At 43.6% G+C, this 24,830-nt stretch carries 19 protein-coding genes; 11 read left to right on the forward strand and 8 right to left on the reverse strand.

What is annotated here, in order from left to right; translation table 11 throughout:
• Positions 1-20: 20 nt before the first annotated feature.
• Positions 21-3,488 (reverse strand): galactose-binding domain-containing protein, encoded by a 3,468-nt coding sequence (locus BK120_RS17010; RefSeq protein ID WP_076268696.1) that lies wholly within the window; start codon positions 3,486-3,488, stop codon positions 21-23.
• 751 nt (positions 3,489-4,239) lie between these two features.
• Between BK120_RS17010 and BK120_RS17015 the strand changes: the two genes are divergently transcribed.
• The 3 genes from BK120_RS17015 (at position 4,240) to BK120_RS17025 (ending at position 7,022) form a co-directional block, all read left to right on the forward strand.
• Positions 4,240-4,428, forward strand: coding sequence for a CsbD family protein (locus tag BK120_RS17015; RefSeq protein WP_076268697.1), 189 nt, complete (start codon positions 4,240-4,242; stop codon positions 4,426-4,428).
• A gap of 286 nt (positions 4,429-4,714) precedes the next feature.
• Positions 4,715-5,431 carry an ABC transporter ATP-binding protein gene (locus tag BK120_RS17020; RefSeq protein WP_076268698.1) on the forward strand — a complete coding sequence of 239 codons (717 nt, stop codon included), beginning with the start codon at positions 4,715-4,717 and terminating at the stop codon, positions 5,429-5,431.
• Entirely contained in the window at positions 5,415-7,022 is a 1,608-nt protein-coding gene (locus tag BK120_RS17025) for a hypothetical protein (protein ID WP_076268699.1), read from the forward strand. The genes BK120_RS17020 and BK120_RS17025 overlap by 17 nt, the downstream gene beginning before the upstream one ends.
• Before the next feature lie 139 nt (positions 7,023-7,161).
• On the opposite strand, the gene BK120_RS17030 is transcribed toward BK120_RS17025, so the two are convergent.
• A complete protein-coding gene (locus tag BK120_RS17030) occupies positions 7,162-7,365 on the reverse strand; it encodes a DUF378 domain-containing protein (protein WP_076268700.1) in 204 nt (67 codons plus the stop codon).
• Between the two features lie 325 nt (positions 7,366-7,690).
• On the opposite strand from BK120_RS17030, the gene BK120_RS17035 reads away from it, so the two are divergent.
• On the forward strand, positions 7,691-8,446 hold the full coding sequence (locus tag BK120_RS17035; protein ID WP_076268701.1) for a YheC/YheD family protein: 756 nt from the start codon (positions 7,691-7,693) through the stop codon (positions 8,444-8,446).
• A gap of 52 nt (positions 8,447-8,498) precedes the next feature.
• On the opposite strand, the gene BK120_RS17040 is transcribed toward BK120_RS17035, so the two are convergent.
• The 3 genes from BK120_RS17040 to BK120_RS17050 form a co-directional block, all read right to left on the reverse strand.
• Entirely contained in the window at positions 8,499-9,611 is a 1,113-nt protein-coding gene (locus BK120_RS17040; RefSeq protein ID WP_076268702.1) for a LysM peptidoglycan-binding domain-containing protein, read from the reverse strand.
• Between the two features lie 353 nt (positions 9,612-9,964).
• A complete protein-coding gene (locus BK120_RS17045; protein ID WP_076268703.1) occupies positions 9,965-10,939 on the reverse strand; it encodes a hypothetical protein in 975 nt (324 codons plus the stop codon).
• Positions 10,900-11,490 carry an RNA polymerase sigma factor gene (locus BK120_RS17050; protein ID WP_076268704.1) on the reverse strand — a complete coding sequence of 197 codons (591 nt, stop codon included), beginning with the start codon at positions 11,488-11,490 and terminating at the stop codon, positions 10,900-10,902. Before BK120_RS17050 ends, BK120_RS17045 begins: the two co-directional genes overlap by 40 nt.
• 318 nt (positions 11,491-11,808) lie before the next feature.
• Between BK120_RS17050 and BK120_RS17055 the strand changes: the two genes are divergently transcribed.
• The 3 genes from BK120_RS17055 to BK120_RS17065 all read left to right on the forward strand — a co-directional run bounded on the left by BK120_RS17055 (position 11,809) and on the right by BK120_RS17065 (position 15,696).
• On the forward strand, positions 11,809-12,801 hold the full coding sequence (locus tag BK120_RS17055; protein ID WP_083682100.1) for an ABC transporter substrate-binding protein: 993 nt from the start codon (positions 11,809-11,811) through the stop codon (positions 12,799-12,801).
• A gap of 146 nt (positions 12,802-12,947) precedes the next feature.
• Positions 12,948-14,591 carry a helix-turn-helix domain-containing protein gene (locus BK120_RS17060; protein WP_179089818.1) on the forward strand — a complete coding sequence of 548 codons (1,644 nt, stop codon included), beginning with the start codon at positions 12,948-12,950 and terminating at the stop codon, positions 14,589-14,591.
• A gap of 124 nt (positions 14,592-14,715) precedes the next feature.
• Positions 14,716-15,696: an ABC transporter substrate-binding protein gene (locus BK120_RS17065; RefSeq protein ID WP_076268706.1), complete on the forward strand. Its 981-nt coding sequence runs from the start codon at positions 14,716-14,718 to the stop codon at positions 15,694-15,696.
• A 147-nt stretch (positions 15,697-15,843) separates the two neighbouring features.
• Here the strand turns inward: BK120_RS17065 and BK120_RS17070 are convergent, their stop codons facing one another.
• Positions 15,844-17,427, reverse strand: coding sequence for a sensor histidine kinase (locus BK120_RS17070; RefSeq protein ID WP_076268707.1), 1,584 nt, complete (start codon positions 17,425-17,427; stop codon positions 15,844-15,846).
• Between the two features lie 196 nt (positions 17,428-17,623).
• On the opposite strand from BK120_RS17070, the gene BK120_RS17075 reads away from it, so the two are divergent.
• From BK120_RS17075 to BK120_RS17090, 4 genes are read left to right on the forward strand one after another with little or no spacing between them, the layout of a single operon-like run.
• Positions 17,624-18,691, forward strand: a complete 1,068-nt coding sequence (locus BK120_RS17075; RefSeq protein ID WP_076268708.1) for an HD-GYP domain-containing protein — start codon at positions 17,624-17,626, stop codon at positions 18,689-18,691.
• 5 nt (positions 18,692-18,696) lie between these two features.
• Entirely contained in the window at positions 18,697-19,227 is a 531-nt protein-coding gene (locus BK120_RS17080) for a heme NO-binding domain-containing protein (RefSeq protein WP_256710937.1), read from the forward strand.
• An 8-nt stretch (positions 19,228-19,235) separates the two neighbouring features.
• Positions 19,236-20,945 carry a hybrid sensor histidine kinase/response regulator gene (locus tag BK120_RS17085; protein ID WP_076268710.1) on the forward strand — a complete coding sequence of 570 codons (1,710 nt, stop codon included), beginning with the start codon at positions 19,236-19,238 and terminating at the stop codon, positions 20,943-20,945.
• Positions 20,938-21,300, forward strand: a complete 363-nt coding sequence (locus BK120_RS17090) for a response regulator (RefSeq protein WP_076268711.1) — start codon at positions 20,938-20,940, stop codon at positions 21,298-21,300. The genes BK120_RS17085 and BK120_RS17090 overlap by 8 nt, the downstream gene beginning before the upstream one ends.
• Positions 21,301-21,431: 131 nt before the next feature.
• Here BK120_RS17090 and BK120_RS17095 read toward each other — a convergent pair whose 3' ends face one another.
• Together BK120_RS17095 and BK120_RS17100 are read right to left on the reverse strand one after the other, a co-directional pair.
• The gene (locus BK120_RS17095) at positions 21,432-23,039 is read right to left on the reverse strand and encodes a response regulator transcription factor (RefSeq protein ID WP_076268712.1); all 1,608 of its coding nucleotides are present in this window, start codon (positions 23,037-23,039) and stop codon (positions 21,432-21,434) included.
• Between the two features lie 15 nt (positions 23,040-23,054).
• A complete protein-coding gene (locus BK120_RS17100) occupies positions 23,055-24,791 on the reverse strand; it encodes a sensor histidine kinase (protein WP_305953889.1) in 1,737 nt (578 codons plus the stop codon).
• Between the last annotated feature and the right edge of the window lie 39 nt (positions 24,792-24,830).

Genomic DNA, 24,830 nt, shown 5'->3' on the forward strand with positions numbered 1-24,830 from the left:
TCCTTCTTCATTGCACTAGATTACCAGTTGTTTCCTGATACTCTTGTCACTGTAAAGTTCGGGCTGCCGCTTTCACCATAAATGGCTGCGACACCTGGGTTATTCACTTTCACATTCGTAAAGCTTGCTCCGCCGACAGCTGGCCCTTGGCCTTGTTCTCCTCTAACCACGAGCTTGATGCCGTAGCGGGAAGGGTTGTTGATGTTAACGTTCTCTACGCGAACGTTTTGCATAGCAAGGTTCTCTGGCGATTTTGTCTGGAACATTAGACCGAAGTACACGGGATTATTAATGTCCACATTTTTTACGAGAATGTTTTTGAAGGTTCTGTCTCCGCCGAAGAACCAGATAGCGCCAAAGTTTTGATATTCATTAATTTTGTCATCAGCGCCGACGCTGGTCCAGAAATCTCCACCCGTCCGGTCTAATGTTACGCCATCAATTACAGTATCCTTATCGCCAAATCCTAATGTGTTGTAACCAAAGCTTAAGCTGCTGATGGTAATGCCTGGATAAGTCAACGTATCTGCACCATAGAGGTTTTGATATAGGTTATCCGAGCCGCCGTATACGGCGAAAGCTGCTGCGCGTCTTACACAGGTTGCTGTAAGATTCGTGTATTTGTTGCCTACATTGTAGGAACCGCCAGCATCAACTGCACTGAATAAGGCGAAGGCATCGTCACCGGCGCCTCTTGAGTAGTTGTTGTCAATCACGTTATAGGATGAGCCGTTGGTCATATTAATTCCATCTGCGAATGTGTTTTTGATACGATTGTCTTTGAACGTGTTGTTGGAGGAATTCACGCCCCAATACAAGCAGATGAAGTGCTCAACCCAGACGTTCTGAACGGTTACATTCTGCATGCCGTTGCCATCGATGAATTTACCAGGACCGTCAGTTCTGTATACATAGTTGCCCCATGCAGACAGGTCTTTAATCGTTGAACCGTTAGCGGTAGAACCAATATTAAAGCCTACATCCGTATTGGATTGGTTCTGTGGCGCAACCAATTTGGTATGCCATGGACCAGCACCAATGATTTCGGTTGCACGTCCATAAAGAAATATTTTACTGTTGATCACCCATTCGCCTGCAGGGATGTAAATACCTTTTTTCGTGGAATCCTGTCTAAATTCATTAAGCGCTTGCTCTATGGATTTGGAAGAAGAAACCGAAATATATTTAGTCGTGTCAGGGTTGGCGGCTGGAGGAGCGACATTTTCGGTTTCAATCATGTCAACATAGATTGCCGAAACGTCACCAGCATCCTTTTGAATTTTGATCTTCGTTCCTGCCGGATATACTTGGTCAAGCAGCAACTGGGAATCTTCATACAGCCAGTAAGCTGTTAATCCTGCCCCAGGCGCATTGTCGTAACCCAGGCGGCCAAGCGTACTTGGTGTTGCATATACGTAAGAAAACTTGGAGGTTACCGTGAATTTGCCTTTACTCACACCGTTAGCATAAATGCTAATCGTTCCGGTCGTATTTTCTGCAACTGCGTTGCGAAGGACAAAAGCGTTAGCAGAAGAAGTCAGCGTAAACTCTACATATTCGCCTGTTGCATCAAGATGCACGGCGGAGCGTCCAGAAGCTTCGCCCGCATAATCGCCAGGCTTGAAGTTCGGAGCTAATTTTGTTCCGTTCGTTGTATTGGAAGAGGACTCAGCTTCAATAATGGTAAACGGCATATTAGCGCCGCGGCCGGAATAAAGGCTTGTTGTATTTGAGTTGTTAGCTTGCTTAATGAGTACTTCGTTTGTGTCAGCTGCAACAGTGGAAGTTACTGTGTAGCTGCCATTGACAGCGGTCCAAGTCCCCAGGCTGACATTGACGGATTGGTCTACAGCTAATGAGCCATTATAGGAACCATTTAAGGTTTGAATGGTTGCACCAGCAGCATTTTTAAGAACTAATGTTATGGCATGAGCACCACCGGCGGAAGCAATGTTTCCTTGGTTTTTAAGATTTACGGTAAAGGTTACTGTATTGCCGGCACTTGGATTGCTAGGATTCCAAGAGGCGGTTGCGATTAGATCGGAGCTGGACACGGCAGCTACGGTTAATGCAGACGGGCTGCTATAGCTGTTGTTAGTCTCGTTCTGCTCAATAATTGCATTGCTCTCGTCGACCTTGGCGCTAACGGCGTAGGTTCCAGCATTTTTTGCTCCGGCATTCAGCGATACGGTAGCTGAAGCGCCAGCCGTCAATGCGGCTACTGGAGCAGATCCTGCCAGCTCGTTGCCGAGATAAAAATTGACTGTAGTCGCAGGGGCGTTTGCAGTGCCGATATTTTTAACGGTTGCGTTCAGGGTAATCGCATTCGTCTCTACCGGAGCTGTAGGCGTCCAAGTTATTCCTGTAATCGTAAGATCCGGATTTGGAGCTGGAGCGCCATAGATTTCAAATTCGGCTACTTGGCCAGCAGGAGCGCTGGAGTTGTTCGTTATGTTCAATTGGACCTGTTTCGCCGTAGCGGTTACCGGAATCGTTACCGAGTTGCCGTTAGCGGGGTTAAACGTGTAAGATGCCGCGGAAACCAAGCTGCTGAATGTGGAAGAGTTCTGAGTATTGCCTAACACTTGAATCGTTTGGGTTCGCGTACCCCATTCGCTAGACGGGTTTAGCTTCACAACAATCGATGTGATGTTGTGATTGGAACCGAGATCGACGGTTAATTGGCTAGGATTGCTGCCGCCTTCCCAGTATGTAGCCGTATTGCCGTCGTTGCCGTTCGTTGCTACGAATGTGTGGACGGTAGAACTGGAAGTGATTGATTTACCTAGAGCTAAGTTGCCGCCAGCAGGTGGCGTTGGTGTAATGGTAGGCGTCGGTGTAATTGTAGGTGTAGGTGTAATCGTCGGTGTAGGAGTTGGCGTTTGTGTAGGCACAGGTGTAGGGGTTGGAGTAGCTGTTGGTATAGGAGTAGGAGTAGGAGTAGGTGTTGGCGTTACTGTGGAACCGTAAATTTCGAATTCAGAAATTTGTCCGGCTTGCCAACCCGTGTTAGCCGTAAAGTTTAAGCGAACATAACGGGTGCTGGTGGCTGTAAAGTTGATTGTCACGGTGTTGCTGCTCACTGCTGGATTGAATGTGTAGGATGCAGAACCAACAATAGTAGAGAACGTTGTGCCGTTTGTGCTGCCTTGTACAGCTAAGGTTTGTGAACGTGTTTCCCAGCCCGCAGGCAGCTTTAGTTTAACTTGATCGATGCTCGTATTCGCACCAAGATCGATTTGGAGCCATTGAGGGAATGCATTGTTTACACTCTCCCAATAGGTACCCTGGTTGTTGTCATTAACGTTGCTCGCTACATACACATCGGCATAGCCGCTGGCTGATACAACTTTGCCCAGAGCAAGATTAGGGCCTCCGGCGGCTGAAGATACGGAGGGGTACAGCGTAAGCTGCGACAGCAATAAAACAAATGCCAAAGACATGATGACGAATGGATTTCTTTTTACCAATTCGTTCATTGATAACATAAAAAACCTCCTAGTCAGATGTTTTAACCTCGAATTAATGCGCTTTCAATTTTGCACATCATTACATTCTTTCTTAATCACCTCCTTAAATGTGTGAAGTCATCGCGATTCTAGACCGCAATGCAATAAAACCAATATTGATTTAATATTGGTTTACTAAATAAGCGGATAATGTTGCACGATCAAACGATATTGCAAACAAACTTATAGTACTAGCATAAATCAGTTACACAGCTTGCTGAATATGCATTCCTACGATTATCGTGTGTAATATTATTGTTTAGATAAACGGGGTCTATATATTAGAGGTTTTCAGTTGAAAATAAGCAACTGCGCTTTATGAAAAAACTTGCCAAGGCACTGTCTAATGAATTTAACACTGCAAAGCAAGTTAGCTAAATGTGCACATCAGTCAGTGGTAGCTGAATCTAAGAGCATAAATGCACTTATTTAACTAAATATTTTTCAATTTTGTTCAACTAGATGCATTTATACACTTATTCGAATCATTTTCATCTCGTTTGTTAAAAACAGGTGCACTTCTGCGCTTATTTACACTCGACCATCGATTCACGCACACCACTAATCTCTATATCGATATCAAAAATGACATTGTAAACGAGCTTTTTTTTGAGTATTTAATAGACTAAATAAATGGTAATTCATCTCTAGTACTATCGACTTCCAATATAGCCCTGTTTCAAAATCACCCCTTGGAGGTAAGAAGAAGCATACAATTATCGAGGAGATGATGAAGATGAATACAAACGGACTGAAAGATAAAGTGAAGGGTATTGCGAATCAAAGCAAAGGCGAAATGAAGGATAGCTACGGCAAAGCGACAGATAACAAGAAGCTGCAGGCTGAAGGCAAGCTGGATAAGCTGAAAGGTACTGCACAGGAGAAGCTTGGCGAACTGAAGGGAAAAATCAGCAAGTAGCGAAAGGACGATAATGTATGCATCTGAGCCAATAGGTCTGCGGAAGGGCTGCCTAGCGGTGTTCAGGTACCAATCATTATCAGCCGCTTATAATATTTTGCAATGAAGAGCAGTCGGCTCTCCCGTCGAAGGGAGGCTGGCTGCTCTTTTTGTGCTTACTCCCTGCAAGTCATTCTACGTATTTACATATAATTTTCCTTCAGCAGCCTTACAATTCGAGACCTTTCGTTCTCATTATCGTACAAAATAGGAGATGAAATTAATGGGATGAATGGAGGAGCTGTAATTGCGTCTGATTATTGAAGATATCGTTAAGCGATTTGAGGATAAACAAGTGCTCCAAGGAGCCGGATTTACTTTTGAGAAAGGGAAAATATATGGTCTGCTTGGCCGAAACGGTGCAGGCAAGACGACGCTATTCGACTGTCTGAGCGGAGAGAAGGACATGGATGGCGGGCAAGTGCTGTTGGAGGTGGATGGCCACACGAGGAAGCTAAGCGAGCAGGACGTCGGATATGTGTACTCGCTGCCGATTCTTCCCGAGTTTCTTACGGGCTATGAGTTCGTGAAGTTTTTTATGGATATTAACAAAGGCAAGCTGCAAATGGATAAGAACATTGACTATTATTTTGACATGATGAGCATGACAATGGAGGATCGCCATCTGCTGATCAAAGGGTACTCACACGGCATGAAGAACAAGCTGCAAATGCTGCTATTTCTCATAACGAAACCGCCAATTATACTGCTCGATGAGCCGCTTACCTCCTTCGATGTTATTGTTGCTCTGGAGATGAAGAACATGCTGAGGGAGATGAAGAGTGATCACATTCTTATATTCTCTACGCATATTTTGCAATTAGCTTCAGATCTATGCGATGAGCTGGTTGTTTTGAACAAAGGGAAGTTGTCTGCCGTACCGTCAGAGCTGCTGCATAGCGCGGAATTTGAGCAATCCGTCATTAACCTGCTGAAGGATGAAGCCCATGCTGAGAACGCTTAACACGCTGCTGGCCATTCGAACCTCTATTACGGCAAATATGCTCATTTATTATATTCAGAAGCTGCCGCTGCTCGGCAAGCTGGTGCACAATAGCTTCTACGCCAATTTGGGGCTCAAGAAGGCTGTTTCTATAATAGCGCTCATCATTACCCAGCTGTGGGGATTCATGCTTAGATTCGCATATTTGGGGATACTTATCTACTTGCCTATAGCGGAATTCGTTGTGGGATTGTCTGAGGAAGAAAAGCACCAGCAGTTTGTACATATTTTTGCAATCATCAGTTTTGTTGTGGCAGCGATCAGCAGCGCGACTGTGCTCGAACCAAAGCGAGAGAAGTACGTAGCGGTGAAGCTGATGAGGCTGTCTGGAAAAAGATATATGCAGGCGTCGCTTGCCTATCGTTATACAACCTTTTTGCTATATCTGCTGCCAGCCATGCTTTTGTTCGGATCACTCGCGGGAGTCTCCATTTTGCAAGCGATTTTGCTAACCATTATGGTCACAATGTGGCGAGTTCTTGCGGAGTATGCACATCTCAAGCTTTTTGAGAAAACGGGAATTGTACTAATTAAACAAACAGCTCTCGTATGGATGATTATTTTAATTGGTTATGCCGGGGCGTATTTGCCATTGCTGCTCGGCAAGGTTCCGTTTACTGGTACGTTTCTTCTGAGTCTGCCGGTTTGTATTGTCATTACAGCTGTAGGCTTGATTGCTGTCTTTCAACTGGCCCGTTATACCGGTTATGGTGGAGTGGTTGATGCGGCAACTAAAAGGGATGACCCTCTGCTCGATCTGGGTCGTATGGTGACAGAGTCACAGAAGAAGAGCGTCAAATCGAAGGAAAGCGATTATATCATAGACGTAAATGAGCAAGGCAAGTTAGACGGCAAAAAAGGTTATGCGTATTTGAACGCTATATTTTTTCTCCGGCATCGCAGCCTAATCAGCAGCCCGGTTAACAAACGATTAGTTATCGTTGGTGCTTTTGGAGTTGTGGGTGTTCTGCTTACCTTCCTATTCCGAGAGCAGCTGCAGAGTCTAAAATGGAATGCGGGAACGGTATTTCCGTTCTTAGTTCTGATTATGTACTACATGTCCGTTGGAGAAAACATTTGCAAGGCCATGTTCTACAACTGCGATCTTAGCCTAATGCGTTATAGCTTCTATCGCGGCTCGGCATTTGGTCATTTCCTCATTCGGCTAAAAAAAATGATGGGCTTGAACCTGAGTATTGCCGCCGCTTTTGGGGTGTCACTAACAGCAATTATGGCAGCAGCGGGCGGGGAGTGGCTAAACAGCGAACTGCTTATGCTTTGGATCTGTGTTATTTCGTTGGCCGTGTTTTTCACCATACATCATTTGTTTATGTATTATATTTTCCAACCGTATTCTACAGAGCTGAATGTGAAAAATCCGCTATATTATATAGTGAATATGGGGATATCAGCAGCTAGCGGGGCATGTATCTTTTTGCGAATTCCGATAGTGCCATTTACGGTGAGTATAGCTGCTCTGACGCTGATTTACTTAGTTGCTGCGCCAGTACTTGTCCGCAGGTACGGGCCGAGAACGTTTCGAGTGAGATAAGAATGATGATGCTCTTGCTTGCAGAATGAATTTTTAAAAAAGGAGATGCACGTTTCTCATACATCACAAGATTATAGTAAACAACGACAGGCCACGTCTGGCTTAGCCAGGCGTGACCTGTGGTTACTGCCGTTGTTCCTTAGTCCTCGCTTGTTACTTTTCCAAAAAGGGATAGAGCGTAAAGCGCAGCGACACCGACGATGATATATACAATTCGCGATCCAACTTCTTCTGTTCCCCCAAAAACCTCACTGACGACGTCATAGTTGAATAAGCCCACGGATAACCAATTTAAGCCGCCTAGGATGATCAGAATAAGACTAATAACGTTAAGTGCCTTCATCAGAAATAACCTCCTTAATGGGGTTTCCTAACTTTTTTGCTGAAAAGCCGGATGGATGTACGCTGATTCTTAGTTGTTTACTATAGGATTATGAGTATCTGCCGCATGATATGCCATACAAGCCTCATCCTTTAAACAGTTGTATCCCATTTTTTACAGTGCTTGCCCAAGTCAGTACGGATAGATTTTATTCGCTCCCTTATTAAATTATGGAATCATGCTTCCATTAAAGTGAGCTGCATACATATCTATCACCGACTAGACAAGAGCACGATCAGACAATCATACCTCCTCATATGTTAGGGATAAGGAGGGAATGTACATTATGAGCTACAAGAGTACCACGATAAAGAGCAAGTGGACAAAAACGAAATGGCTGCTTAAAAATGCAGATGTAAGAGCGTATGTTCCTAAGACGCTGCGCTTTAACCGAAGGAATCTTAGTATGATCCTTTCTCAATATCCTACTGTCTATTTCAAGCCGACCACTGGTTCAGGCGGCTTTAATATTATACGGATAAAGAAGCAGGGAAATGGTTATCAGATCCAACACAACTCCGAAAAAAATCATTGCTCAACGCTCGACAGCCTTTATGGAAAATTGAAAAAGCATGCGAGGAAGCGTTCTTATTTGCTGCAAAAAGGCATTCATCTTGCCACTGTGAATGGCAACTCTTTCGACATACGCGTCATGGTTCAAAAGACGAACAACGGCATATGGAAGAGCAGTGCGCTCTTCACGAAAATAGGCAAGCGGGGGAAAGTTACAACAAACTATCACCAAGGCGGTCAGATCGGATATTTCAAGAATACACTTTCTCAAGCAGGGTTCAGTTATGCTAGAGTACAAAGAAAGGAAGCAGAACTGAAGCGGCTTGGCAGATCAGTTGGACGTATATTTGACAGACATGGAAGTAGATTTCGTGAGCTGGGTCTCGACGTCGCCTTGGACAAAACCGGAAATGCTTGGATTCTTGAAGTAAATACGAGACCGCAGTTTTATCCGCTGAAGCATTTAAGGGACAAAAGCATGTATCGACGCATTACATCTTATGCCAAGCAATATGGAAGGAAGAAATAGACAAAAAAACGACGCCTCTCGCGAAGGAGAGCGTCGTTTTTCGTTTAGCTAATCATTTAGGGATTTTCAATACCGTGCCGGCTTTTACATTATCAATATCTATGATTTGATTGAAGTCGGCAATAAACATTGCGTATTTGTTAGAGCCATAATAGGTTTTAGAAATACTGTAAAGCGTCTCGCCGTTTTTAACGGTATGATCTACTGTCTCAAAACCTGGAGATACGCCCCATGAGTTGTCATCTTCCTCTTTCTTATAATTTTTAAGAGAAGGAATGATGAGATTGCTGCCTGCTTTCAATCCGGCGTTTTTGTCAATTTTGTTTTCCTGCGCAATGTAACTTACATATTCCGCGGATTTATAAAACATTTTGGATATGCTGGAGAGGGTATCGCCAGCCTGTACCAAATAGGTTGCTGGCAGGGTGATTTTGGAATAATCCTTTGACCCTTGCGAGCTGCCGCCTGTTGATCCAGTGCCAGAGGATAACGCGGGAATAGTTAGCTTATCTCCAGCTTTCATATCATTAATAAACAAAATATGGTTATGCTCTGCAAGCAGTGCATAGTGGTCTTTCGATTGATAAAATTTCTCGGATATTGAGCTTAGGGTGTCGCCTTTTTGAACGATATAGGTAGTTGGAAGCTTTATCGTCTCATTGGAGGCGCCTGTTGTCTTGTCGCTGTCCTTTGGTTCTTGTACAGGCTTTTCCACCTTGTCGGGCTTTTCTGTCACAACGGGCTTAGAAGTGTCAGGTGTTTTTACGGTCTCTTTGACCGGTGGATTTGGATTATTAGTCTCAACAGGTTTAGAACCCGTATGGGTATCCTGCTTTTCTTCAGTTGGTTCTTGTTTTTCTTCCTCGTCTACAGATCCTGCGGGGATAAGCTCGTCTACAATCGTTTCAAGCCCGCCATTTTCGTTTTTGCTTGAATTCGAGTTAGCGGTTTCATTATTGAGCGCTTGCTCATTTGATTGCTCTAGCTTATTAGCAACAGCGGATTGCAGGTTGAAATCAAGCGCACTCAAATATTTGCCGTACAGAACTCCGCAGACTCCAATGAGAATAATGACGATTGCCAAGTAGATGATGAGAGTCGTTTTTTTCAAAGATACAAAGCTGCCTTTTTGACGGTTATTGCTGCGTGTAATTTTCTGATTCAAAGCACGTTTTCCCCTTTATTCTCAACTTGATTCTATTTTATCCGACATGTTCCAACATGTGGAATGGGACTAAACAGCCATTTCAACAGTATGCAAAATGCTCCGGATGCAACTCGCATAGACTACCAATTTGTGCATAGCGCCAAAAAATGAAGTATTTAATAGAACTTAGCTCAAAAAGACCAGTTTAAATGGCAATATACATACAACAATGGTTATTTTACACTATGCTTCTATACAAGATCTAAACATACGATTCAGTGGAATGAATAGAAAAAAAACCGCTCGCCTTCCAGTGAATACTGGAGGGAGAACGGCTATTACACTTGCTTTATCTAACCCTGTCTCTAGCCCTAGATCAAGCCTTTCACGACGAGCTTAAATTGCTCTTCTGTCAGGTCTACATTGTCTGATGCTGTCACCTGATAATGTGTTTTTTGCGCTTCGTCATACCATATCGCTTGATAGCTTTGAAAGCCGTGTATACTGCCGCTTGCAAAAATGGTTTCTATGCCGTTGATATCGACTGTTTCTTGTGTATATTCAGCGGAGAGAGCAACCTCCATGCCAATCATGTTTTTCATGGCTTGGATTCGAATGCTCATGTTGTTTTTCGTGTATTCGAGCTCCGATATATTTGCTTTTGTCCAGTTTACCTCCTCGATGAATAAATTCTGATCCGGCTCCGCCGCAGCCCTTTGTTTGAACAACGCAAGCAATCTAGCGTGTTCTTCAGAAAGGGAAGCGTCATGTTCATTCGGAATGAGCGGCATAACGCTGCCGTACTTGAACGTGAACCCATCTGGCAAGTTTACTGGCTCCTTAATGACAGGCGCGGAAGTTCGAGCGAGAAGTACATTGAAATCGTTGTAAGAAGTGTTCGTATTTGTGTTGTGGAGGTACTGTATAGTTAGAGGCGAACTATCATTCCTAACATAATAGGCGAGCATTTGTCCGGGCTTAACCAATTCCAGTACGCGATCTCTATAAGTTGGAAGCGGAGGGTCATTTTGAAGCGTATAAGGTACAATTTTCGATTCTGACTCTAGCACAATGGATTTAATTTTGACATCTCCCGCACGATCACGAATTTGAATCAGCTCACTTGCAGCATATACGGATGCAGATGTTAGAAGCACGATGAATAGAATAGTGACGTATATTGGAAATGGCTTTGCTAGGTTGTAGCTTCGGGCCTTTGCGTCTGATTGCGAAGCAGAAATATGGTTCATTACAGCGTCTGATAAATTAATAGTATTGATCTGTTGATCGGATATGGAATGCTGCCTTAAGTTTTTATATGGATCGTCTGATTGTTCTCGTCCCATTTTAGCTCCTCCTGCCATTCCGCCATTTTTTTTCTAACCTTTTCTTTCATTCTGCTTACTCTTTTTTTGGCAGCCTCCGGTTTGCATCCCATAATATCACCCAGTTCCTCGAAAGTTCGTTCTTCAAAAATGCGAAGAATGAGCATAGATCGATCCTCTGGAGATAACGCAGTCAGTGCATACATTAATTGCGGGCTGAATAATCGGTTGTCCAACGTTTGTTCTGGACTTTCTGCTTTCACTTCTGGAGTAAACAATCGAAGCAGCAGACGAAGCTGGTATTTACGCTTACGCAATAGGTTTAAACAATGACGGTAGGCAATTTTGTACAACCATGAAGAGAAACTGACCGTGTTCTTATATTGCATAATAGACTCGAACGCTTTTATGAAAATATCTTGGGCTGCATCTTCAGCATCCTGCTGATTCCCAAGTAACCGCAAGCAGTAGCGGTAGATAGCCTGCTGATACTTTTGAACGACCTCGACATAGTAACTCGAATCGCCTTTTTGCACCCGTACGATGAACTGCTCAATGGTCTGGTCTTCGATGAAATCTCCTCCCTTCGCGAATGGTGCTTTCTAATCTATATAACACTTGATAACAGTCAATCGGGACATTTAATATTCTCCACAATATATCGTACAGATGGCTATGTGTATACATAAAAGGAAGGGAGTCCCAAATGTTAATAGGGTTATAAAACAGCGCGGAAATATACCCAATATATTTCATTGACGCTTCTAATTAATAATGATAATCTTTATCAATAAAAGGGGCGGATGAGAACTTTTAGACCAGTATTACTGGGGAAAAGTAAGCTTAGCTGCGTTCAAAAATATAGATAAACATTACTGGGGGATATCATCTTGAAGAAAAACGTATTCATATGCATGAGTATGCTTTTATTTGTATTAGCATTAGCGGCATGCGGGAAGGCAGAAACGAATCCACAAGCAACGTCAAACCTTGAGCAGAACGACGCAGTTTCACAGAATGAGAAGGCATCTAATGAAAGTACGACCGAAACGCGGGTTTATAAACATTTCTTTGGAGAAACGAAGATCCCGGTCAACCCGGAGAAAGTCGTTACACTCCAATATGCCAGCCATATGCTTAAAGTAGGACTTAAACCAATCGGAGCTTCAAGCCATTTGCTTGAAACAACGGATGCGGACTTTAAAGGTATAGAAGACGTTGGAAGCGCAGATCAAATAAACTACGAGAAAATCGTGTCATTGCAGCCTGACTTGATTATTGCTGGTGACATTGAGAAGGACGTTTATGACAAGCTTACTAAAATAGCTCCAACGGTTGTTGTTCCATGGATGGATTACGATGTATTCGGCCACGTTGAGGTTATAGGAGATATTCTGAATCGTAAGCAGGAAGCAGCAGCATGGAAAACGGATTTCGATGAGAAAATGAAAACAGCAAAAGATGAAATTATCGGTAAAATTGGCGAGGGCAAAACTTTTGCTATTTATAGAGTGGACCCGAAACAATTTTACGTTTACGGCGTTCGCAATATGGGCTTTACGCTTTATAAAGCGCTTGGACTTACTCCGCCTGCTCTCGTTCAGAAGGAAATAGAGAAGGATCCGAATTTGTGGGCAGTTCCGATCTCATTGGAGGTGCTTCCGGATTACGATGCTGACTATGTGTTTCTGACTTTGCTTGAGGGAGAGGATACAACTAAGCGTTTGGACGAAATTAAGCGAAGCTCGTTGTGGAAAAATCTCACGGCCGTTAAAGATAAACATATTTACGATATTAGCATGGACACTTGGTTAGGCTACACGCCTCATGATATTGAAGTTCAAATAAAGGAAGCTGTTCAATTATTGACACAGGATAAGTAGAAGCAGCGAAGGAAAGCTAGAGAGCTATTGCTCTTCCTTTAATATCTGTAAATTAAATGAACGCAGCATCTGGTGTTTCCAGAAGGGTTGCGTTCTTTATTTATTCCGCAATACTATAGAGAGCAAATAAATACGAGATGCAGGTGATGAGCGGTATGTACGATGACCAGCAAAAGAGTGATTATAAGCAGCTAGAGGGCATATGGTTCAAGCTTAGAGCAGTCGAAAAAAACAATAGTCTGACTAGCAATTGGTCTCTTCGAATGCAATTCATCGAGTCGCATATGCTGCTCATCGCAGCATCAGGCAAGGGATGGATTACTGTAGATGGTCGATATTACGAACTTCGGGCAGGCAGTGCCTATGTATGCACGCCTGGCCAGCTCGTTGAGGCATCAATGAAGGATTTAGGAGAGCGAGGGCTATACATTGTGCGCTTCGATGTATTTGAGCAGCCTCAATTGCCCGCAAAACAAGAACATAACTATCCACTTGGCCGAAATATGAGGTTTCCGATCACTGGAGAAGTCGTTATATCCTCGATGATCGTCATAAGTGCACTCTGCGAAGCGATGGCGAAGTCTATGCGAAGCGATAATGATATACAGCGGCTGCGCGGGCAAATCGAATTTTATGAACTGGTATATAGTCTGTTGAGAGATGGCCGGCGCTTACTGGACAATAACTCTGAAGCGGATTTGGAACGTGCTAAAACGTACATCGAGCAGCATTATCGGGAGGACCTTACCATCGAGCAGTTAGCGAAGGAAGCTGGAGTCAGCTCTCGGCATTTTATTAGACTGTTTAAGCAAAGATATGGCTGCAGTGCTATCGAGTATTTGTCTAGATATCGAATTGGACAAGCTCAAGAATTGATGAGGCCTCACCATGATTATCAGCTCAAGGATATATCCAGTTATGTAGGTTATCAGGATGAGGTTTATTTCCGCCGCAAATTTAAGCAAATAACAGGTACTCCCCCAGCGGCGTTTATGAGAAACGCGAGGCAAAAGATCGTGGCGTTCCACGCAAATATGATTGGCATTCTTCTCGCGCTTAACATTACTCCTCATGCGGCTCCCGAGGATCATCCTTGGGTCGAATATTACCGAAGGAAATATGATACAAGTTCGGTGTTGTCCCTTGCGAAAGATGATGTTGTGAAAATAGAACAGATCAGAAGCATGAGCCCTGACTTTATCGTTGGGCTAGAGAGTTTCACGAGCTTGGATATGCAGAAGACGCTTAATGGGATAACATCAACTTATTTCTTGCCGTGGGAACACGATTGGCGCATGCATATGCGATTAATCGCAGAAAAGCTAGGTAAAACAGCAGAAGCAGAGGTGTGGCTGGATCGGTATGAAAGGAAGGCGGCAGCAGTTCGGGAGCAAACCAAAAACATATTGTATAATGAGCGTCTGCTTATTGTGAGAATTTCCCAAAAAAATATTAGCGTACTGGCAAATCGGAGTCTTGGCGAGGTGTTTTATGATGATCTTCATATGCTGCCTGCAAGGGAGGTAAATAGGGATATTAATGATCAACACTTGACACAAGAGGAGCTTGCGCAGACAGATGCGGACAGATTGCTGCTTATCGTGGATGAAGATGCTCAGTCGCAGGCAGCCTGGCAGGACCTCAAGCAATCAGCGTTTTGGGGGAAGATGCGGCCAATTAGAAACAATCGAATCGATTATCTTCCACCCTACCCTTGGACAGAATACACGGCGTTCACGCAGGAGCTAATCTTGGACGAAGTGTTAAAGCTTTGGCGTAATCGTGCATAAAATGTTGGCGAGATCGTCGATAGGCGTATAGACGTATTTCATTTATACTGCTAGAAGTGATACTGATTCTCATTTTCAAATGAGAATCAATGAACATCGAGCGCTCAGGGGGAGTATAGAAAAAATGAAATATTCAAAAATAGGTTCTTTCATCGTTTTGGCCGTGGTGTTGATGGTACTTATGGTCGCTTGTTCAGGGTATAATGAGTCAACAAAAGGAACGGTGAAAAATGCAGAAACAGAAACACCATCGAATAATGTTCGTGTCGTAGCAAGTGAGAAGGGCGAAATTACGATTCCGTCCAATCCGAGCAAGGTCATTGGGCTTTCTGTTGTTTATCCGGAATTTCTACAAGCATTAGGGGTTACTCCGATCGCGGTGCAAAATTATCATGCCGATTTCCCTTCATACCTGCAAGAAGCCTTCAAAGATGTGCAAAAAATGGGCATTGCCGAAACACCAGATTTTGAGATGATATTAGCAGCCGAGCCTGATCTTATTATCGCACCAGCATGGTGGTCGGATAAAGACTATGATCAGCTAACCAAGATTGCACCAACGGTGTTGCTGCCGCAGCGTGATGACTGGCGTGATGAACTGAAGGATATTGGAAAAGTACTGAACAAGGAGGATGTCGCGGATAAAGTCATTCAAGACTTAGTTGATCAGGAAGCAGCAGCCAAAGCAAAGCTTGATACTCTCGTTGGTGACGAAACCGTTATGTACATGATGATTATGCCCAAGGCAGTTGTCTTGTACGGCGAAAATATTGATCGCGGAAGCTTTATTCACAAGACGCTGGGGCTTAAGCCGATTGCGAACTTTCCTCAGGCGGAGCAATCTCTCTCTATATCGCTTGAGAAATTGCCAGAATACAATCCTGACCATCTTATCGTACAGCTGGACGACGAGAATAATGAAGTCATCCAACAATCGTACAAAGATATGTTGAACAGCGCATTATGGAAAAACATGAAGGCAGTTCAAAACAATCAGGTATACATGATGGGCGGCAAAGAATGGTTTAGCCTAGGCATGTCTCCGCTTGCTAACAGCTATGCAATAGACGCTGTTCTTAAAGCATTCGAAAGTAATGAGAAATAAAGAATAGACAGTCTATCTTTATAGTTACATGCAATATTTCAAGAAAAGTATTCAAAAAGAAGCGCCGGAAAAGTCTCATAAAGAGAACCCGGCGCTTCTTTTATATTTGAATTTTACTTAAAGCCGTTATTAGAGCTTTCACGAATTCTAGGCTCGCGAGATTGGAATCCAGCAAATGAAGATGCTTCCCACCCCGGGCTCGCTCTCAACGGAAATATGTCCGCCCATTACGGTACAGAATCGGCTGCTTATGGCAAGCCCAAGCCCAGTACCGCCGTATTTGCGAGTGGTGGAAGCATCGGCTTGGGTGAACGGCTGAAATAATTTGTCTAGCTGCTCAGGGCTCATGCCGATGCCGGAATCTTTGATAAGAAAGCTAAAGCCTGGTTTTCCTTCCTTATCTTCTTCATAGACATTAAACTGAATAGCTCCATTATGGGTGAATTTACTAGCATTGCTAAGCAAATTTAATAGAATTTGGCGCAGCTTTGTAACATCAGCCGTCATTTCACCTCGTACATAGTGAGTCTGCAGCTGGTTGCCATTACTTTCAATAAGCGGTTTTATGGTTGTAATGACATCTTGGATTAAATCATGAACCTGAAACATCTCTTCATGGATTTCCATCTTGCCTTCTTCAATTTTTGAAATGTCCAAAATATCGTTAATGAGGGAGAGCAGATGCCTTCCGCTTTTGCCGATTTTGCCTAAATCCTCTACAAACGTCTGCTCACCAAGCTCCTCTGCCTCCTCGATCAGCATCTCACTATAGCCAATGATGGCGTTTAGCGGTGTCCGAAGCTCATGGCTCATATTGGCAAGAAATTGACTCTTGATTCGATTGGCTTTAATCGCTTCATCATGCGCCTTCTCCAGCTGCGCTGTCCGCTCCTTAACCATCTGCTCCAAGTGTTCGTTGAGCTGCCGCAATTCATGGTTTATTTTTAGAATCTCATCCGACTTATCTTGTATTTCAGAGTCTTTAACAGAGAACTTATTGGAAATATAGATACCGATTAGCGACATGCCTAATGTAAATAGCGTTCCTCCGGAAATAATATAAGCGAGCCACTGTTGATTCAGAATCATCCCAGATTCAGCACTGTGCATATGAATATTGTCTATATCAAAATGCGCAGCCATCATGCCGATATAATGCATGCCAACGACTGCAGCTCCCATTAACAATCCACTACCGAGCTTCTTCCACATATGTCCGCGCTTGTTCTCATTGCTTTTACGAAAATAAAATGAAAGCCACAAGGCTGCAACTGAGGCCACAACAGCAATAATAATAGATAACGAGAAATAAATAGGATCGTAGGTGATCTCAATCATCATAGCTTCCATGCCGATGTAATGCATCGTTACTATACCGCTTGCCAGCAATATCCCCCCGCTCAGCAATTGAGGCAGCGAAAGCTGGTTTCTACCGACGATATGAAGGGCCAAAAAAGACGCTACTATAGCTACAATAACCGAGAGAACAACGGTTGGCATATGATATGCAATGGGAACGGGCAGCGAAAAGGCGAGCATTCCAACAAAATGCATCGACCAAATGCCCATACCCATAGCGCAAGCGCCAAATAGGAGCCATAACCATCGTTTTCTATTATGCGTAGTACTTATTCGTCCGACCAAATCAAGCACCGTATAAGAGGCAACGACCGCTACAAGATATGAAAAGATGACCAATACGATATCGTATGTTCCATGAGCATGATTCATTTGCTAACCAACTCCTACTCGGTTCATTATGGCAATGGTTACATTTCGACAAAATATGAGAAATTCCCTTCCTTATCCTGTTTTCGAAATAAAAAGCCTAGCAAGAACTCTCTCGATTAATGTCGAATGATGATCTATAATGATAGCAAGTATGGAAAGATTATCTAATAACCAAAAGAACAAATGAGGATAAATTATGGATGAGCTATGGATGAAATCCGCAAAGTTTCTGATTGTAGATGATCAGGAATATAATATCAGTCTCCTAGAGCGTATATTGTCACGAGCGGGTTATACGAATTTGTTCACGACCACAGATGCAACGCAGCTAGAGACGCTATACCGGGCCAATCAGCCCGATATTATTTTGTTAGATTTACATATGCCTGTTATGGATGGATTATCGGCGCTGCAGCATTTAAGGAAATGGAAGCAAGAAGGCGAATATTTGCCGGTTCTTGTCCTAACAGCGGATGTGACACCTGAGGCTAGAACGCGGGTGCTGCATGAAGGCGCCAACGATTTTATTACAAAACCTTTTGATCGGATGGAAGTTGTCCTGCGCATTCAAAACTTTTTGAAGACAAGATATTACCATCTGAAGCTTCAAGAGCAAAACTACAATTTGGAGCAGCGGGTTCGCGAACGCACGAAAGAAATCGAACAGGCCAAAAATGAAATTTTGAACGTACTGGGGCGTACAGCGGAATATCGTGATGATGAGACTGGGCAGCATACGCAGCGAGTGGGTGATATGGCTGGAAGACTTGCAACTGATTTAGGGTTGTCGGCAGAGGAAGCAGCTCTTATTAGACGGGCAGCACCTTTGCATGATATCGGAAAAATCGGAATTTCAGACAGCATTCTGCTGAAGCCGGGAAGGTTCTTGCCGGAGGAATTCGATAAGATGAAGCTGCACACGGAAATTGGCGCCAGCATTTTGGAGGGTAGCCAGTTCCCGGTTCTGCAATTAGCCAAAAGCATCGCGCTGTCACATCATGAGAAATGGAATGGGACAGGTTATCCGAATGGGCTTAGCGGAGAAGATATTCCACTTGCCGGCAGAATCGTGGCGATCGCTGATTTCTACGATGCCCTGACGCATGAGCGTCCGTACAAACGGGCATGGACACAAGAGGAAGCCATTGCTGAAATCAAGCTTCAGAGCGGAGTCCATTTTGATCCTAAGGTCGTAGAGGCCTTTTTGCGCGTAATAGAAAGCAGCAGTGAAGATGAGAGAGAACGAGAGGGTGTTCAGTTGTGAAAGGAATGGTTTTCACATCTTTTTTGGAAATGGTAGAAAACAAGTTTTCCCTAAAGCTGGTAGATGAAATTATTGAAGCCGCGGAGCTGCCTTCAGGAGGAAGCTATACAACGGTTGGCACATATGACCACCATGAGATGATTAAATTGATCGTGGAGCTTAACGCTCGAACCCAGATCCCTATGCCGGACCTCATTCGAACATTTGGCGAATATTTATTTGGCCAGCTGTTAGATATGCATCCTGACTTTATGGTGGAGAATAGCACCGTTTTTGAGTTTTTGCAAAAGGTCGACAGCTATATCCATGTAGAAGTTCGCAAGCTTTATCCTGGAGCGGAGCTTCCAGCGTTTCAATATGACACTTCTATACCAGGTACTTTGATTATGACGTACAACTCCTCACGGCCGTTCGCTGATTTGGCTGAAGGACTTATTTTAGGCTGCGTGGCGCACTATGGAGAAGCAATAGATGTGAAAAGAATTGATTTGGCAGATGGAACGTCTGCCCGTTTTGAATTAACCCAAGTGGGGTGAACCATGCCATGAATGATATTGATGTAGTCCGCAGGCAGCTTGAGCGGGAGAAAAAGGCTCGCCAAGCAGCCGAGAAGATTGCCGAGGAAAAAACTCGTGAGATCTATTATGTTAACCAAGAGCTGAGGCAATTAAATGATCAGCTGGAGGAGCTTGTGAAAGAACGGACGCTTGAGCTGTCCAAAGCTCGCGATGAAGCAGTGGAAGCCAGTCAGATCAAAAGCCAATTTCTTGCGAGCATGAGCCATGAATTGCGGACTCCTCTGAACGCAATTATCGGTTATAGTGAAATGCTGAAGGAAGACATGGAAGAGATGGGCGAACCTGCTTTTGCCGAAGACCTTAACAAGATTAATAATGCCGGCAGGCATTTGCTCACACTCATAAACGATATACTCGATCTGTCCAAAATTGAAGCGGGCAAAATGGAACTATACTTGGAGCAATGTGATGTTCCGAGCATTATTCATGACATTGTAACGACCGTACATCCGCTAATGGAAGTGAATAAGAACCAGATCAAGGTAGAATGTACGGAAGGCTCGATTAAAACTGACATAACAAAGCTCCGTCAAATCCTATTTAATTTGCTCAGCAACGCAAGCAAGTTTACAAAGGATGGAACAGTAACGCTGCAAGTGGAATTTGAGAGTGAGGCGGGACTGCCTGGCATTGTATTCCGGGTACAAGATACAGGAATCGGGATGACTGCGGAGCAGATGGATCAAATTTTCCAAGCGTTTAAACAAGCGGACTCGTCGACAACGAAAAAATATGGTGGTACCGGCTTGGGGCTCGCTATTAGCCAAAGCCTATGCTATATGATGGGAGGCAACATTAGCGCGAGCAGCATAGTAGGCGAGGGTACTACATTCACGATCTGGCTTCCTCTGCTGGAGAATGCAGATTCTGAACAACTAAGCGCTTTAATACATAGTGATGAAAGCTTCCCCATGGAAGGGGCTAGAACGATTCTCGTCATCGACGATGATCCAGCTATGCTTCGGCTAATGCAGTATTATTTGGGGAATGAGGAGTGGAACGTACAGCTCGCCCCATCAGGGCAAGAGGGTGTCCGCTTAGCGAAGACGCTGAAGCCAGCTGTCATTGCGCTTGATGTGCTCATGCCCGGAATGGATGGTTGGAACGTACTGGCAGCACTCAAGAATGATTCTGAGCTTGCGCATATTCCTGTTGTAATGATTTCCATGATGGATGAGCAGCATTTGGCTTATGCGCTTGGCGCGTCGGAGTTTCTAACCAAGCCGATTTATCGGGAGCGATTGATCTCTACATTAGATAAGTATATACCTGAGCGCCAGTCGCATTCTGTGCTGGTCATCGAAGACGATGCGGTGACAAGTGACATGATGACAAAGCTGCTGAAGCGGGAAGGCTACCGCGTGACAAGGGCAGGCAATGGGCATCACGCACTGCAGCGGATGCAAGAGGAAGCGCCTCATTTAATTTTATTAGATCTTATGATGCCGGAAATGGATGGATTTGAGTTTGTTGCGGCGATGCGTGAGCACGAGGAATGGCGATCAATCCCGGTTGTCGTTGTGACAGCAAAGAGCATAACGGAAGAAGATCGACGGAGGCTTAATGGCTGCGTAGAGAACATTGTGCAAAAGGGGCATCTGGATCGCAAGGCTCTCTTGCATGAGGTACGCCATTTGATTGCGCTCTCGCTCGCAGAGGGGGGAGAACATGCATAAAATTTTGTTGGTTGAAGACAACGAGATGAACCGGGATATGCTGTCGCGCCGCTTGATCCGCAAAGGTTATCAAGTGGTCATGGCATCCGATGGCCTGCAAGGGATAGAGATGGCAAAGTCGGAGTCGCCTAATCTCATCTTGATGGATATGAGCTTGCCCGTCATTGACGGCTGGGACGCTACAAGGGAACTGAAGGCAGCTGAGGGGACCAATCATATTCCGATTATCGCCTTGACCGCCCATGCGATGGCAAGTGATCGGGATAAAGCCTTTGAAGCGGGATGCGATGATTTTGATACTAAGCCTATCGAATGGAATAGGCTGCTTGAGAAGATTCAAAGTTTCTTAACATGAGTGTATCTGCCACTTTAATGATATAAAGCTCTTGTTGGATAGTTTGCGCTGATAAATCTATTATCTAGATCTATTTTTGCGAGTAAAACTCCTTTGGCGAAAATAGATCTATATTTTAGATTTATTTTTTTCTATTTTGTAGATCTATTTTCATTTTGCATTTTCCTAAACTCATTAGGCGTACAGCCGATCTCCTGCTTGAACAGTTTGGTAAAATAAGAGTAGTTCGTATACCCGGTTTTGCTGGCAATGGTATTGACCGATAACTGTGTGGTTTCGAGCAAATGCTTGGCTGCCTTGATACGCACTTGAATGATATAATTCCCTAATGAAATGCCTGTTTCTTTCTTAAACAATCGAGCCAAATAATCAGGATTAAGATAGACGGTTTCCGCCAGGCTCGTTCTGGACAGCTCATCTCCGCAATGGCTGTGAATATGCTGCTTGATTTCTTCTACGACGGACTTGGGCTGCTCCGTGAAATTCCGGTACTCTGTCGCCGTATTCACTAGATATTGAAGATAGTTTTCCATATCCTCTATGGAGTTCAACGATTGCATAAACATTTGGTCGTTGGTTCTTCCCGTATACATTTTATGTGCTTGAATTTCTTTGCTCTTGAGATACGCATAAACAAGCTGAACGATATCCAGCCGGAACAAACTCAGCACAGAAGCATTCAGCATTTGCTTTTGGGTGATATTGTGCAAATATGAGCTCGTTTCCGCAAGGAAGGAGCTTGGTTTATTTTGCTCCAGCAGCTGCTCCAAAAGCGTTAAGTTAGGCGGTATATAAGAAGTTTCTTGCTGATTGAAATGCTCCAGCAAAAAGGTTTGATTTCGATATTTAATGATCTTCTCATTCATGCTAAGCAGTTCCTTCATGACGTGATGGATGGCCTCCAGTTTTCCGGTGCTTGCTATATTGCAGCTTGCATCACATTTGAGAAAAGTACTTGCTCTTTGAATGAAGGTAGCACAGATGCTTTCAATGATTCCGCTGTCGGGAATGTCCTTCCATTTCAGTATCGCCATCCAATTGGACTCCTTGAACTCCAATATCGATTCGACTGTAAAGCGCTTGTTCTGGAACAGCTCATGCAGCACATTCATAAGCGCAAAATCAAATAGGTCCTTGTCTTTTTTTTCTAGGCTTTCCTCATGAGGAAATACATGAATAAGGACGGGCAGTACTAAGTCTGTTAAGGCGTAAGGGAGATTCTGCTCTGCAATCAAATAAGAAATGTTCGAGGGGGTAGAATAGGTTGTTTTCCCCGTCACAAGCTTGCGCCAGAAATGCTCTTGTACGTTTTTCTGATTTTTTTGCCAGTAGTAGCCTTCTTGAACTGCCTTGGCAACACCCTGCTGTTCGTTGGCTTTGAAGATGGCTTTCTGAATAATTAGCGTCAGCTTGTCGAATTCAATTGGTTTTAGAAAATAATCAAAGCTTTGCAGCTCAATCGCTTTTTGCGCGTAGTTGAAATCAGCATAATTGGTCAGAAATATGGTCTGAATATTGTATTTCTCTTCACGAATCCAAGCGAGCAGCTCAAGCCCGCTGCCCTGCGGCATTTCGATGTCGCAAAGTAAAATGTGGATCGGATGCTGCTTAAGCAGCTCCTGCGCGTGGGCGATATTAAAAGCAGTATAGACATGATCAATCGATAGTGCTTGCCAATTCACCTTTTTCTCTAGTGCGGTCACAACAAAATAGTCGTCATCTACAAGCAGTACGTTCATTTGTTGTTACTCCTTTCACGGTGCATCTTGTGTAGGATGAGGAAGGTATATCGTCACGCAAGCCCCTCCAGCATCAATATTGGAAAAATGAATTTTAGCCTTGCGGTGATATAAGTACTCCAAACGTTGTACTGTGTTCATGATGCCGATGTGATTCCCGTCTGCTTGATCAAGCGGCTGTCCACTTTCAAGCCTTTCCAATATATCTGGGTCAAAACCAGGGCCGGTATCGGATATACGAATAACAGCAACCTCTTCCTCGGATTCCCTTTCCACATCAACATCCAGCCTAATTTGAACCTCATGTACACGCGAAACCGCATATTTCACTGAATTTTCGATGAAGGTCTGAAGCACAAGCGGCGGAATTCTCATCTTGCCCGTATCTTGCCCTTGATGAATATGATACGAGAAGGCATCTCTGTAACGATGTTTTTGAATTTCCAAATAAATGCGAACATGATCAATCTCATCGTCCAGCTTCACGAAATCTTCCCCATTTTGAAAAATATAACGAAAATAGTTGGACGTTGAAATGGCCATGCTTTGAATTTCCTCGAACATTTGCATTTGAGCCATGCTGTGAATGTTGGTTAAGCAGTTCAAAAAAAAGTGAGGCTTGATCTGTAATTTCATATAATCGAGCTGAATCTTTTGTTTTTCAATTTCATGCTCATAAATATCGATTTTGAAAATTCGAATTTGCTCCAGCAGGTTTTTGAACAGCTTATTGGCATATTCCAGCTCAACAATTTTGTTCATCTTGAGATCGAGCGGTTTGCTGTCTTCATTAAACTGCGTCAAGCTGAATGAAAAGTTTTTGAGCGGCCTTAAAATCAAAATATTGAAATACACCATGATGCCGCATAGGGCACAGGCAACAATTGCAGCAAGGAGCATAATGAGCAGCTGGGCAATCATAATTTTCTCAAACGCGCCAAATTTGATGAACATTTTCACGCCAAAGGTTGCGTTTGCAAATGGTTTACTGACGGTTGTTGTGGTCTGGATCATGCCTAGCAGCGTTTTCTTTTGTTCGTTGTTACGGACCTCAGTGCCCTTATCCGTCGACAGATTATTGATGACATTGCCTTTATGATCGATTAAGGATACAAACCCGTTGCCGCCAAGATCCATTTGCTGAAGCGGACCAATCAGTTCATCAGCAGAAATAAGACAAATCAGGTAGCTTTCATGAAACGGCACAATATTAATGATAAAATATTTCGCATTCAGCTGGATAAGCGACCAATTGGAATAATAGGTTTCAAGCGAATTTTTATCTTGTACATAGGCTGCGATTTGTTTTTTTAATGATAAATAATCGGGGTACAACACATTGGTTGGTGAGGAATTTAAAAAGTATTTTTGATCTTCTAAATAGATGAAGAAATTATACTTTTTCTCGTAATTTTTTTGGAGCTCGGAGAAACGCCTATACAGCTCTGTATTTGCTTTAATAAATTCGTTATCGGTGGAGCGAAATTGCTTCATCTTTTTTACGTTTTCATCGTTTGCGAGCGTCCAGCCCATGTATTGATTAATATTGGAGAAATCAAGATTGATTTGATTAATGTACATATTCGCGGTGTTTTGCAAATACCGTGTCGTTTGCTGCTTGACCATGGAAATAGCGACGATGCTAATAATGCAATCCAGTACTAATACAGAAACTAAAATCAAGAGCATCACTTTTACGTAGTGCCTAATCGGATAGGATTTGCCGGGTTTGCGCTTTGTCATAGATCTCATTAGCTTCCTCTCTTTTCGGGCTTTCTGTCTGCTAGTAAA

The organism is Paenibacillus sp. FSL A5-0031 (assembly GCF_001956295.1).
Taxonomy (GTDB): domain Bacteria; phylum Bacillota; class Bacilli; order Paenibacillales; family Paenibacillaceae; genus Pristimantibacillus.

What these genes read in the sequence shown, in the direction of transcription:
- BK120_RS17010 (WP_076268696.1), bottom strand. Translation starts at nt 3,488, where the DNA reads ATGTTATCAATGAACGAATTGGTAAAAAGAAATCCATTCGTCATCATG.
- BK120_RS17015 (WP_076268697.1), top strand. Translation starts at nt 4,240, where the DNA reads ATGAAGATGAATACAAACGGACTGAAAGATAAAGTGAAGGGTATTGCG.
- BK120_RS17025 (WP_076268699.1), top strand. Translation starts at nt 5,415, where the DNA reads ATGCTGAGAACGCTTAACACGCTGCTGGCCATTCGAACCTCTATTACG.
- BK120_RS17030 (WP_076268700.1), bottom strand. Translation starts at nt 7,365, where the DNA reads ATGAAGGCACTTAACGTTATTAGTCTTATTCTGATCATCCTAGGCGGC.
- BK120_RS17035 (WP_076268701.1), top strand. Translation starts at nt 7,691, where the DNA reads ATGAGCTACAAGAGTACCACGATAAAGAGCAAGTGGACAAAAACGAAA.
- BK120_RS17045 (WP_076268703.1), bottom strand. Translation starts at nt 10,939, where the DNA reads ATGGGACGAGAACAATCAGACGATCCATATAAAAACTTAAGGCAGCAT.
- BK120_RS17060 (WP_179089818.1), top strand. Translation starts at nt 12,948, where the DNA reads ATGAGCGGTATGTACGATGACCAGCAAAAGAGTGATTATAAGCAGCTA.
- BK120_RS17065 (WP_076268706.1), top strand. Translation starts at nt 14,716, where the DNA reads ATGAAATATTCAAAAATAGGTTCTTTCATCGTTTTGGCCGTGGTGTTG.
- BK120_RS17070 (WP_076268707.1), bottom strand. Translation starts at nt 17,427, where the DNA reads ATGAATCATGCTCATGGAACATACGATATCGTATTGGTCATCTTTTCA.
- BK120_RS17075 (WP_076268708.1), top strand. Translation starts at nt 17,624, where the DNA reads ATGGATGAGCTATGGATGAAATCCGCAAAGTTTCTGATTGTAGATGAT.
- BK120_RS17080 (WP_256710937.1), top strand. Translation starts at nt 18,697, where the DNA reads ATGGTTTTCACATCTTTTTTGGAAATGGTAGAAAACAAGTTTTCCCTA.
- BK120_RS17085 (WP_076268710.1), top strand. Translation starts at nt 19,236, where the DNA reads ATGAATGATATTGATGTAGTCCGCAGGCAGCTTGAGCGGGAGAAAAAG.
- BK120_RS17090 (WP_076268711.1), top strand. Translation starts at nt 20,938, where the DNA reads ATGCATAAAATTTTGTTGGTTGAAGACAACGAGATGAACCGGGATATG.
- BK120_RS17095 (WP_076268712.1), bottom strand. Translation starts at nt 23,039, where the DNA reads ATGAACGTACTGCTTGTAGATGACGACTATTTTGTTGTGACCGCACTA.
- BK120_RS17100 (WP_305953889.1), bottom strand. Translation starts at nt 24,791, where the DNA reads ATGAGATCTATGACAAAGCGCAAACCCGGCAAATCCTATCCGATTAGG.